The following is a 12,009-nucleotide window of genomic DNA, read 5'->3' on the forward strand; positions in this document are numbered from 1 at the left end:
CGAAGTTCCTTCAGATGAAACCTGCCCTGATGCCAAACTTGAGGCAGGGAATCCGGACCGGTTACCCTTGAGCGGATGATAAGCGGCGGTGCGCCTCTTCGACCACTTCCGCAATTCGCTCATCCCACGGATCCGGAGTCTCCGCTTTTTCCAGACGCAGATAAGCCAAAAACTCAATATTCCCTTCCCCGCCCTTGATCGGAGAGAAGGTGAGTCCCATCACATGATAACCGAGCATGTGAGCCATTTCAACAAAGCGGCGCAGCACTTGCCGGTGAACTTTGGGGTCCTTGATCACCCCTTTTTTTCCCACTTGCTCTTTTCCAGCTTCAAACTGCGGCTTGACTAAAGCAACTACTTCCCCACCGGGTGACAAAAGCCGCTTTAAGTTGGGCAAAATGTGGGAAAGAGAGATAAATGAGACATCGATGACGGCAAAATCCGGCTGTTCTCCCTTCAGGTCTTCCGGATTTAAATAACGGAAATTGGTGCGTTCCATCACGATGACACGCGGGTCTTGGCGCAATTTCCAGGCGAGCTGGCCGTATCCCACATCGATCGCATACACCTGTTTCGCATCGTGCTGCAGGGCACAGTCGGTAAACCCGCCGGTAGAAGCCCCGATATCCAGCATGACGCGATTTTGCAAGCGGATGGGAAAGACTCGGAGCGCTTCTTCCAATTTCAACCCGCCGCGGCTCACGTAGGAATGCAACCTGCCTTTCACCTCAATAATAGCATCTACGGGGACTTTCGTCCCCGCTTTTTCGACCCGTTCGTTATTCACATAGACCAGACCGGCCATAATGGAACGTCGCGCTTGTTCCCGGCTCGGATAATACCCTTTTTCCACCAATAAAAGATCGATCCGTTCTTTCTCCACTGGTAACCCTCAAGCTTTCTGTATTTTTTGCGATAAGAACGTATTAACAGTATCGGCAATTTGCTCCGGAGTTAATCCGACTTCCTCCAGCTGCTCGCGAATGCTTCCGTGCTCCACATAATAATCGGGAACACCGAGGATTTTTATCCGGATATCACTGATTTCCCGCGCCGCGAAATACTCGAGCACCGCGCTGCCGAAACCGCCTTCGATGCACGCTTCTTCCAGCGTGATGATCGGGATTTTCTCATCAGCCAGCCGGTCGAGCAATTCCCTGTCCAGCGGCTTGGCAAAACGGGCATTGATGACACGGGCATTGATCCCTTTTTCCTCAAGGAGCCCGGCCGCTTCCAGAGCGGTTTGCACCATGGTGCCAAAAGCCAGGAGCGCCACATCAGTACCCGGGCGGACTTCTTCCGATTTTCCGATGGGGATCAGCTTAAATTCTTCATCCATCGGAACCCCGACGCCCGCCGCTTTGGAATAACGCACGGCAACCGGCCCTTTATCATACTGAACTGCCGTATAGAGCATGTGTTGCAGCTCATTTTCATCTTTCGGCATCATGATCACCATGCCCGGCTGGTTGCGCAAATAGCTGATATCGTAGACGCCCTGGTGCGTTTCCCCGTCTTCCCCGACAAAACCGGCACGGTCGACGGCGAACACGACGGGCAACTTCTGCCGGCACACGTCGTGGATGAACTGGTCGTACCCCCGCTGCAAAAACGTGGAATATATCGCCAGCACCGGCTTCAATCCCTGTGTAGCCAATCCGGCTGCAAACGTGACCGCATGCTGTTCGGCAATACCCACGTCAAAACAGCGTTCCGGGAATTTTTCACAGAATTTCTCCAGTTTTGAACCCGTCAACATGGCGGGCGTAATGGCAACGATTCGCTCATCCTCTTCGGCCAGGCGAACCAAGGTGTCTCCGAAGACGGCGGGATAAGCCGGAGCACCGCCTGCTTTCTTTTGGAATGCACCCGATTCAATCTTGTAAGTCCCCACGCCGTGGTAAACGACCGAATCGTTTTCAGCCGGTTCATACCCGTAACCTTTGCGCGTTACGACATGAACCACCACCGGTCCTTTGGTTTGCCCGGCCATGCGCAGGCTTTCCATCAGTTCATCCAGCTTGTGGCCATCCACCGGCCCCAAATAAGTGAAGCCCAACGTTTCAAAAAAAACACCGGAAACCAGCAGATATTTGAAACTGTCCTTTATCCGTTCCAGGGTCTTGGCAAACGGAACGCCGACAGTCGGGATTTTTTTCAGGAGTTGTTCCACTTCTGCCTTCATTTTGTTGTAACTCTTATTGGTCCTAAGCCGCCCCAGGTGATTGTGAAGCGCGCCGACATTGGGACTGATCGACATCTCATTATCATTCAGGACGATCATCAGGTCTTTTTTCGTTTCACCGATATGATTGAGCGCTTCCAATGCCATCCCGCCGGTCAGGGCACCGTCGCCGATCACGGCGATCACCTTGTAATCTTCCCCTTTCAGATCACGTGCGGCCGCCATTCCCATCGCACCGGATAACGACGTGCTGCTGTGACCGGTCTCCCAGCAATCATGTGCGCTTTCTCTCATTTTCGGAAAGCCGCACAACCCTTTGTATTGCCTGAGTGTGGGAAACAACTCCCGGCGTCCGGTTAAAATTTTGTGAACGTAAGCTTGATGGCCCACATCCCACAACAGTTTGTCACGGGGACTGTCAAACAAATAGTGAAGAGCGATCGTCAGTTCGACCACCCCCAGATTGGACGCCAAATGTCCGCCTGTTTTCGATAAACTCTCGATCAGAAACCTGCGAATTTCCTCCGCCAGCTTCGGGAGTTCTTCCACAGGCAGTTGTTTCAGTTGATCCGGCGAATTAACTCGTTCGAGGAGCACGTAAAACGCCTCGCTTTCGCTTTCTTTTCTTGTTCGATTTCACATGAAACAAGGAGAGATGAAGTTTTCGGTTTACCCAGTAAAATACAATTCCCACTCGATAAATGATTTCGTTTGCATAATGAATGGCAACGGTTTTGGCCAACGCTTTCCCCCCTACTGTCAGGGCGGAAATAACCGAGACCAAAACCACATCAATCAGCCATTTCTGCTTCCCCCATTGGGGAAAGGTGGCAATAAGCGAAGCCGCCACGGCAAAACTGGCTGATCCGCTAATGACCCCGCTGATATCTCCAACCACATCGTTGCAAAAACTGGAAAATTGATCTGCCCGGCGAACAATGCCAATCGATTCCTTCGCTCCCGGAATCTTTTTGGCCGCCATCGCGTGAAATGGCTTTTCTTTAGCCGCCGCTGCTGCGATCCCCAACATATCGAACAAAATGCCGAGCACTACGATCGCGAATAGAACCACAATCCCTCCACCCCAGGTGAGCCCGGCCATCAAAGTGGTGGAGAACAGAGAGAAAAATACAGCTATAAGTGCAGTAATCAAACTGACAGTGATCGCAAAGCGCAACGATTTATGGAGTAATGAAGTCATAAAGCGCCGATTCTCCTTCTCCAAAGGCCAGTATCAGAAAAACGCCGGTCTTGAAATAGACCGGTTCCCCAATAGTTAGTATGTAATTTCCCCGGTTTCAAACCTTATATGTGGGAGCGAGTGGAAGCTATCCAGGTAAATTCTACGGCTTAGGTCCAGTAGGATTTCCCAAAGGGGTATCCCGATCGTCGCCGATCAGGCGGTTTCCCTTTACAACCCCTCTCGGCGCCGTCACCGGTCACCGGACTGGATTGCCACTTAGTCCGTACTTTAATCCCTGAACAGCCTTGCCATCACCGGCAAACAGTCTAGGAGTTTTCCTCAACAGCCCGAGCTCCCCTCCTAGCCTCTTTTGCAACAGAGCTTTCAATTCGGAACAACTCCGAATATCCCCACTTTGCCACTCAAGGCAGGCTACGCTGCACCCAGGGTTGACCCGAATGCAGGTTCATCCCCCAAGCCATCGCTGAAACGAAGTCTCAAAGCGACGAACTTGGGCCTCCGCGGGAGGAGGGTCAACGCCCGCATGCCCTTGCGGATCGCCCTTCTCCCTTAACTCCCAGCATCAGCCCGCAGCTGGGCGCCACAAGCCAACACCAAGAACTTCATCGCTGTGCCCTTTAGCGGATTTTTAGCCCCGCCTTCAGAGGGGGTGAGCTGACTAGAATACTGCACCACTCTTCCTTAAGTAAATTTTATTATAACATAAGCCGGATATGTTGGCATCATGCAGAACTTACCGATCGCGCTGTAACAGATAATCGGCGATTCCCATCAAACTGGCGGGATTCAATTCTTCATAACCTTCGACATGGCGTTTGGCCCGGTTTGTGATCTCTGTCAGTTTCCTTTTCGATTCCTCCAGTCCCAGGAGAGCGGGATAGGTAGCTTTATGCTTTTCTTCATCACTCCCCACCGGTTTGCCGATCACTTGCTGATCTCCGATCACGTCCAGAATATCATCCTGAATTTGAAAAGCAAGCCCCAAATCATAGGCAAATCGGGTCAAGGATTCAAGGACCTCCGGAGAAGCTCCTCCGAGATAAGCTCCCGTCCTGACCGAGTAGGCCATCAAATCACCCGTTTTGCGGCGATGAATGCTTTCCAGCTGCTCGAGGGAAACCGCACCGTTTTCCCCCAGCAAATCATCAACCTGGCCGCCGACCATCCCTCGTGCTCCGGCAAAACGAGCTCCTTCCTCAATAATGGTGAGCAGAATCTCCGGCGCGAGCGCAGCCTCTTTGCCCCCTTTTGCCATCAGACCAAACGCTTCGGTTAAAAGCGCATCCCCGGCCAAAATGGCATAAGCCTCGCCAAATACCTTGTGATTGGTCAATTTTCCCCGGCGGTAATCATCATCATCCATGCTCGGCAAATCGTCATGGATCAAAGAATACGTGTGGATCATCTCGATGGCGCAAGCAAAGGGAAGAGCAGCCGTTTCTTCTCCTCCCAGCGCTTCCACGGTCGCCAGCACCAGGACAGGGCGCAAGCGTTTCCCGCCTGCCAGGAGCGAGTACCGCATCGCTTCTTTTAAAAGAGGCGGAATCCCTTGCATCCGGGCCGTATACTCGTCGAGCGCCTCATGCACCCGCTCCGCTTTTTCCTCAATATAGGATTTGATCGTTTGCACCTACTCCGAATCCTCCTCAACCTTAAACGATTTTTTCACCCATTCCCCGTTCTCCTGCACCAGCATCTCCACCTGCTGTTCTGCCCACTCCAGCTTTTTGCCACAGATGTGGGCCAGCTTCATGCCTTCATCAAAAAGTTGAATCGCCTGTTCCAGCGGCGTATCTCCTTTTTCCAAAATCTCCACCACTTCCTCCAGCCGCTTCAGCGCCTCTTCAAAAGGCAGCGATTCCAAGGAAGAATTTTTTTGCGGTTCACTCATTCTCTGTCTCCTCCGATTTCCACACCTGGCATTTGAGTTGGCCTTCAGCCAGACGAACGCGAATCAGGTCCCCCGGGGCAGCCTGCCGATATGATTTTACCAGGGTTTTTCCATCATGGCGATAAACGAGCGAATATCCCCGGAGCATAACCTTCAGCGGGCTTAAGCTATCCAGTTTGGCAAGCAGATGCTGGTACTGTTTTGCCTTGTCTTTGAGCAAATTTCGCAAATGCCAGTTGGCATCCCGCTTGAGCAGTTCAAGACGCTCCGCTTCTTTCTCCACTCTTCTCTGCGGATGAAAGGCTGTTAACCGGTACACCCTTTGTTCCAACTGCCTGTCCTTTTTTTCAATCAGTTTGCCCATTGCATTTTGCAGACGGATCTCAAGCGAATCGACATGCTGGGCATATTGATACAGACGGGCATTGGGATTAGTGAAGATCGGACGATCCACATTTTTGTGCAAGCGCTCCTTTAAGCGGTTCATCAGGCTCGTTTGGGCGTAGAGCAACCTCTTGTAAAGATGGGTGAGGCGGTCATGAAGCTCGGCGATGTGCGGAACCACCATTTCTGCCGCCGCTGTCGGGGTGGCCGCGCGCGCATCGGCGACAAAATCGCTGATCGTCACATCGGTTTCATGTCCGACTGCGGATACAACGGGGATCACGGAGCGAAAAATGCTGCGGGCAACGATCTCCTCGTTAAATGCCCACAGCTCTTCCAATGAACCTCCGCCACGGCCGACGATCAGGACATCAACCTCCATCAACCTGTTCATATGATCGATCGCCTCAGCAATCTCCTTCGCCGCTTTTTCTCCCTGCACCGAGACGGGATAGAGCAAAATCGGCGTCATGGGGAGGCGGCGCCGCATCGTGACAATAATATCACGAACGGCTGCCCCGCTGGCTGAAGTGATCACGCCCACCCTCCTGGGGAAGGAAGGCAATTTCTTTTTGGGGACATCAAACAACCCCTCAGCCTGCAATTGTTCTTTCAAGCGTTGAAACGCAACATACAAATCGCCGATTCCGCTCAGGCGCATATCCTGCACATATAACTGCAAATGCCCGTCCTTCATGTAGATGGAGACGTAGCCGCGAACCAAAACCCGGTCGCCATTTTTGGGTGTAAAGCGCAAGCGGCGGTTATTCCCGGCAAACATGACCGCATCGATGGCGGTTTGTTCATCCTTTAACGTGAAATACATATGCCGGCTTTTGCTGTGCTGGGAGAAGTTGGTGATCTCACCTTCAACCCAGATTTTTTTCAGATTCTCATCCAAATCCAATATATCGTAAAGATACTGAACCAATTCGGTGACAGACCAGACCTCGCGTTCCGGTTCGCGAATCATGCGACTCCCCCTTTGAAGTGAAGGGATTAACTGATGCCGTGAATCTGTTTGGCTGCGATGACGGTGTTTTTCATCAGCATGGCCACCGTCATCGGCCCGACGCCGCCCGGCACGGGAGTGATGGCCGATGCGAGCGGAGCCACCCCGCCAAAATCGACATCGCCGACCAATTTCCCTTCGCGATTGCGGTTCATGCCCACATCGATCACGACAGCACCCGGTTTCACATGATCAGCGGTAATCATCTCCGCCATACCGACTGCGACCACAAGAATGTCAGCCTGCTTTGTAAAAGAAGGCAGATCACGCGTACGCGAATGACACATCGTAACCGTTGCATTCGCTTGCTGCAACAAGAGAGAAATCGGTTTGCCGACGATATTGCTGCGGCCCACCACCACGGCATGTTTGCCTTCTGTCTCGATGCCGGAACGCTTCAGGAGTTCCATGATTCCGTAAGGTGTGCAAGGGATGATTCCCTCCAACCCGACCAAAAGGTTCCCCATATTGATCGGGGTAAAGCCGTCGACATCCTTATTCGGTGAAATGGTCGCGATCACCTTGTTCGGATCCATGTGGGCCGGCAGCGGCAATTGCACCAAAATCCCGTGAACAGCCGGGTCCTCATTTAACTGTTTCACAACGGCAAGCAGCTCTTCTTCCGAAGCTTCTTCACTCATGCGCACCAGATTGGAACGGATTCCCACCTCTTCGGATGCGCGTATTTTTCCTCGTACATATGTTTCCGAGGCAGGATTGTTTCCTACCAAGATAACGGTAAGTCCAGGTTCAATCCCCTGTTCTTTTAACCGGATCACTTCTTGTTTTAACTCATTTCTTACCGTTTGTGCAACCTCTTTCCCATTGATCAACTTTGCAGTCATTATCCCAACTCCTTAACATTAATTGATGTAAACCTCGTTAATGTTCAGTTTATATCGTTATTTTTTGACTGTAAAGTTTCAGGTAATGTTCGTGATTTAAAAAATATGAGAGGGTGTACTTCCCCTCTCTGCGTCAACTCTCTTGTATCTGCTTTTGTTCTTGCTTGATTTGTTCCAAATTGGCGACGACACTACCGAGCACTCCATTGATAAATCTTCCCGACTCGGGCCCGCCGAACGCCTTGCCAAGTTCAACCGCTTCGTTTAAGACAGCCGCTTTTGGCGTATCTTCAAAAAGCAATTCATAGACGGCCATACGCAGGATGGTACGGTCAACCGAAGAGAGCCGGCCAACTGACCAACCTTTTTTCAAAAACCGGGTGATAATCGCATCAGCGCCGGCGGCATGTTGCCTGATCCCGTGAGCCAGGCGCAAATAAAACGACCGATCCTCTTCGTTCAGCTTTCCGCCGCGGCTCGCGATTACCTCTTCTACATTGTCCGGGTGAAAATCGCACTCATAAAGTGCTTGAACCACTTTTTCTCTTACCGTTCTTCTGCTCATTCCAACTTTCCTCCAAAAAGAAGCCCGAGCCGTAAAGCCCGGTTCAAATATACGCCCCTGAAGGGCTGATCATTCTCTATCTTACCCTCCCGGAAGATTCCTGTTCGGTATTTTTTTCCTGAGGGAATTTGATGCCGTCAACCCGGACTACCACCTGATCGACAATCAATCCGGTCATGCTTTCCACAGCCGATTTTACCTGCTCCTGAATTTCCTGACCCACTTCGGGGATGTTATATCCGTACTGTACGACTACAGCCAGTTCAATCACCAATTGATCATCCAGCTCTACGCGAATCCCTTTTTTAACATTTTTTCTCCCCAACAGCTGGTTCAGGTTGCTGGCAACGCCACCGCTGAGACCGACCACACCTTCAACACGGGAAGCGGCAATGCCGGAAATGATCTGAATCACCTCGGGAGCAATCTCCACTTTCCCCAATTGGTTTTCGTCGTAGCGATATACTTCGTTCATTTGATCCTAACGCTCCTCATCTAAATTAGTCGTTTCCAAAAACTGGATATGGAAATCACCGGAGATGAATTTTGAATGGTTAATGACTTGTAAATGGAACGGGATGGTGGTGTAAACCCCATCGACAGCAAATTCCCGCAGGGCGCGATTCATGCGATCGATCGCTTCCTGGCGGTCTTTTCCCCATACGATCAGCTTGGCGATCATCGAATCGTAATACGGAGTAATCCGATATCCCTGATAGCAGGCGCTGTCCACGCGCACACCGTTTCCGCCGGGCGGCAGGTAAAATTCAACCGTTCCCGGAGAAGGCATAAAGTTTTTATCCGGCCGTTCCGCATTGATGCGGCACTCGATGGCCCAACCGTCAAACCGGACATCTTTCTGGCTGATTTCCAATTTCTTTCCGGCGGCGATGAGAATTTGCTCTTTCACGAGATCGACACCCGTAATCAGTTCCGTCACCGGATGCTCCACCTGAATGCGTGTGTTCATCTCCATAAAGTAAAAATTGCCTTCGCGGTCAAGCAAAAATTCGACTGTTCCCGCTCCGGAATAATTTACCGATTTCGCCGCCCGAACAGCCGCCTCCCCCATTCGCTCCCGCAGCTCGGGATTTAAGGCCGGCGAAGGGGCTTCTTCGATCAGCTTTTGATAACGGCGCTGAATGGAACAATCCCGTTCTCCCAAATGGATGCAATTCCCGTAGTTGTCGGCCAAAATCTGGATCTCGATATGTCTTGGTTGCACCAAAAATTTTTCCAGATAAACACCCGGATTGCCAAAATTGGCTTCCGCCTCTTTCTGTGCGAGATTGATGGCGCGTTTTAATTCTTCTTCGTTATGAACGATGCGCATTCCTTTGCCGCCACCGCCCGCAGTCGCTTTGACAATGACGGGGTAGCCGATTTCTTTCGCTGTTTTGGCGGCTTCATCCAGATCCTCGATAATGCCCTCCGTTCCCGGAACCGTCGGTACCCCGGCCTCCTTCATCGTTTCTTTTGCTGTGGTTTTATCGCCCATCCTCGTAATCGCTTCCGGCGATGGTCCGATAAAGGTAATATTACATTCGGCGCAGAGTTCGGCAAAATCCGCGTTTTCCGCTAAAAAACCATACCCCGGATGGATGGCATCCACTCCGACGAGCGTCGCAGTACTCAGCAGGTTGGTCATATTGAGATAACTCTCTTTTCCCGGTGCCGGACCGATGCAATAGGCTTCATCCGCCAATGTTACATGAAGCGCATCGCGATCGGCTTCGGAGAAAACCGCGACCGTGCTGATACCGAGTTCCCGGCAGGCCCGAATGATCCGGACCGCAATTTCGCCGCGGTTTGCGATCAATACTTTCTTAAACATTCAGTGTCTCCCCTTCCACGGCCTTACGAACGTTTTACCAGGAACAGCGGCTGACCGTATTCAACCAGTTGACCGTTTTCAACCAGCACTTTGACAACAGTGCCGCGCACTTCCGCCTCGATCTCGTTCATCAGCTTCATCGCTTCTACGATGCAGACAACCGTATTCTCCTGAATTTCATCCCCTTCTTTGACATAGGGGTCTGCATCCGGCGAAGGAGCGCGATAAAACGTTCCAACCATCGGGGATACAATTTTATGTAAGTTTGCGTCATCCAGTTCATCTGCCGGCTTTTTCGGTTCGGCCGGTGCTTCGGCAGTCACTGAGGCAGCTTGGGTTTCAACCGGTTTTACCGCAGCCGCCGGTACCGCTGCGGGCTTTGCCTCTCCGGCAATTCCCGGTTGCGGCAAAATCGCTTCCGCACGTCCGGTCGCTTTTTTGATGATTACTTTTGCCCCTTCGTTGTCAAGTTCAAATTCCTCGATTTGCGATTCATCAATTAAACGAATGAGTTCGCGAATTTCATGCATTTTGAATGCCATTTCCAGCCCCTCCTGGTTTTCGGAAAAAATGTAGTTTCATAAGTCCTTATAACCGTTTTGAGTGTTTCCGCACTCCATGGCCTATTATACTTGTGCCCTCAGCACACCCACAAGGGGGAGCCCGCTCCCCGGGGGAAAGTCAGAAACCTCCGCCCGCTTCTCATAAAAATCAGTTTTTTTACCGACACCGCTAATAGCATAACTTTTTTTTAAGGCTTTGACCACCCCCAGATTCGAGACAAACACAGGTCTTACTATTTTTTCCATGCCAGAGATGAAAAAACCGGTTTTGATAAAATAAAAACCAGTTCCTTTGCGGAAACTGGCCAACGCAAAATGCGTATATTACTGCCGGTAAGCGACAGAGACGTGTTGCGGAGAAACATTGAGATGCTGACGGACAAGGCTGATCAGCTTCACCACTTGCTGCGGGGTTAATTTGTCACTCTGCACAACGACATCGACATGCGGATTGTTTGTAACGACAACCGCGTCACTGTACCCTTGCTTGCGAATCAGATCTTCCAGAACGGTTTCCTGATTGTCCACTTTCATCAACTGCTGAATTTTGCTGTTTGCTTCCTTTAAATCCTGATCCGAAGCATCGGGATTGGTCAGTACTTTCATGTAATCTTCCACCATCTTTTGCCTCAGTGTACTGCGTTCCAACTGATAGCCGACAAAATAATCATCGTCGTTTTGCTGTTTGAGGATATCCTTTTCCGATGCTGCCGGCTGATCGACCGGTTTGATATCCACATTGATCCCTTTGGCCGCTTTTTCGGACCGGCTCGCTTCCTGCCCCACCGGCTCAACCGGACCGGTGACAATATAATAGGCTGACAAAACCACCATAATCGAAAGCATGGTAATTAACCAAACTGTTTGTTTGTTGATGGACATTTTTTACCCTCCTTTTATCCTCTTGGCAAAACTGAAATTCGATGCAGCGGAACATCGAGTGTACGCTGGATCGCTTCAATGACCAGCGCTTTCACTTTCAGATTTTCCACGCCCCTGGCAACGACGAGCACCCCTCTCACTTTTGGCTTCAACCGTTTGACAATCACGGGCACCTCCCCGTTCTCTCCGCGGTAATACGCGGTTTTGCGATCAATGGTGTTTTGGGTGATGGAACGGTTGCCGCCATTTTTATCGCGTTCGGTGGTCACCTGCTCGGATTCGCGCTCATCGGTCTGTACCACTTCTTCTTCGGTGGAATCCAAATTCACGATGACCGAAACATCATCAACCCCGACGATCTCGCTGAGCACTTCTTTCAATTCCGTTTCATACATCCGCTCATACTCCTGCATGCTTCCACTGTCACCCCGGCTTTGCAGGGGTTTTGCCCCGGTCTCCAGCGAAGGAGGATTGCCCGTGGAAAGTTCAGGCCCGTCATTTTCCCTGACGTTGAAAAATGAGGATAAAATCATGATCATCAGCCCGACTCCGCCCATAATGATGATCAGGCCAAAGCGGTTTTTATGCTTTTCACTCCCCCCCATTTTCCCGATGATTTGATCCAGCCATTTCTTAAACATGCT

General features: G+C 51.1%; 13 protein-coding genes. All 13 read right to left on the bottom strand.

Annotated features, from left to right (window positions below):
• Window positions 1-61 precede the first annotated feature (61 nt).
• The gene (locus I8U18_RS04615; protein WP_198059039.1) at window positions 62-883 is read right to left on the bottom strand and encodes a TlyA family RNA methyltransferase; all 822 of its coding nucleotides are present in this window, start codon (window positions 881-883) and stop codon (window positions 62-64) included.
• Window positions 884-892: 9 nt separating this feature from the next.
• Window positions 893-2,782, bottom strand: coding sequence for a 1-deoxy-D-xylulose-5-phosphate synthase (gene dxs, locus I8U18_RS04620; protein WP_198054973.1), 1,890 nt, complete (start codon window positions 2,780-2,782; stop codon window positions 893-895).
• Window positions 2,763-3,386, bottom strand: coding sequence for a hypothetical protein (locus I8U18_RS04625; RefSeq protein WP_198054974.1), 624 nt, complete (start codon window positions 3,384-3,386; stop codon window positions 2,763-2,765). Before I8U18_RS04625 ends, dxs begins: the two co-directional genes overlap by 20 nt.
• A 736-nt stretch (window positions 3,387-4,122) precedes the next feature.
• Window positions 4,123-5,019 carry a polyprenyl synthetase family protein gene (locus I8U18_RS04630; RefSeq protein WP_370589208.1) on the bottom strand — a complete coding sequence of 299 codons (897 nt, stop codon included), beginning with the start codon at window positions 5,017-5,019 and terminating at the stop codon, window positions 4,123-4,125.
• The gene (gene xseB / locus I8U18_RS04635; protein WP_198054975.1) at window positions 5,020-5,280 is read right to left on the bottom strand and encodes an exodeoxyribonuclease VII small subunit; all 261 of its coding nucleotides are present in this window, start codon (window positions 5,278-5,280) and stop codon (window positions 5,020-5,022) included.
• A complete protein-coding gene (xseA, locus tag I8U18_RS04640) occupies window positions 5,273-6,637 on the bottom strand; it encodes an exodeoxyribonuclease VII large subunit (RefSeq protein ID WP_198054976.1) in 1,365 nt (454 codons plus the stop codon). Before xseA ends, xseB begins: the two co-directional genes overlap by 8 nt.
• Window positions 6,638-6,663: 26 nt before the next feature.
• A complete protein-coding gene (folD, locus tag I8U18_RS04645) occupies window positions 6,664-7,521 on the bottom strand; it encodes a bifunctional methylenetetrahydrofolate dehydrogenase/methenyltetrahydrofolate cyclohydrolase FolD (protein ID WP_033101929.1) in 858 nt (285 codons plus the stop codon).
• Between the two features lie 133 nt (window positions 7,522-7,654).
• On the bottom strand, window positions 7,655-8,086 hold the full coding sequence (gene nusB, locus I8U18_RS04650; RefSeq protein WP_033101930.1) for a transcription antitermination factor NusB: 432 nt from the start codon (window positions 8,084-8,086) through the stop codon (window positions 7,655-7,657).
• A 76-nt stretch (window positions 8,087-8,162) separates the two neighbouring features.
• Window positions 8,163-8,561 carry an Asp23/Gls24 family envelope stress response protein gene (locus I8U18_RS04655; RefSeq protein WP_033101931.1) on the bottom strand — a complete coding sequence of 133 codons (399 nt, stop codon included), beginning with the start codon at window positions 8,559-8,561 and terminating at the stop codon, window positions 8,163-8,165.
• A 6-nt stretch (window positions 8,562-8,567) separates the two neighbouring features.
• Window positions 8,568-9,920 (bottom strand): acetyl-CoA carboxylase biotin carboxylase subunit, encoded by a 1,353-nt coding sequence (gene accC / locus I8U18_RS04660; RefSeq protein ID WP_033101932.1) that lies wholly within the window; start codon window positions 9,918-9,920, stop codon window positions 8,568-8,570.
• A gap of 23 nt (window positions 9,921-9,943) precedes the next feature.
• Window positions 9,944-10,462: an acetyl-CoA carboxylase biotin carboxyl carrier protein gene (accB, locus tag I8U18_RS04665; protein ID WP_198059040.1), complete on the bottom strand. Its 519-nt coding sequence runs from the start codon at window positions 10,460-10,462 to the stop codon at window positions 9,944-9,946.
• A gap of 345 nt (window positions 10,463-10,807) precedes the next feature.
• Window positions 10,808-11,365, bottom strand: a complete 558-nt coding sequence (locus I8U18_RS04670; protein ID WP_033101935.1) for a SpoIIIAH-like family protein — start codon at window positions 11,363-11,365, stop codon at window positions 10,808-10,810.
• Window positions 11,366-11,379: 14 nt separating this feature from the next.
• Window positions 11,380-12,006 carry a stage III sporulation protein AG gene (gene spoIIIAG, locus I8U18_RS04675; RefSeq protein WP_198064513.1) on the bottom strand — a complete coding sequence of 209 codons (627 nt, stop codon included), beginning with the start codon at window positions 12,004-12,006 and terminating at the stop codon, window positions 11,380-11,382.
• Window positions 12,007-12,009 lie beyond the last annotated feature (3 nt).

The organism is Thermoactinomyces sp. CICC 10522, from assembly GCF_016055075.1.
GTDB lineage: Bacteria > Bacillota > Bacilli > Thermoactinomycetales > Thermoactinomycetaceae > Thermoactinomyces_A > Thermoactinomyces_A daqus.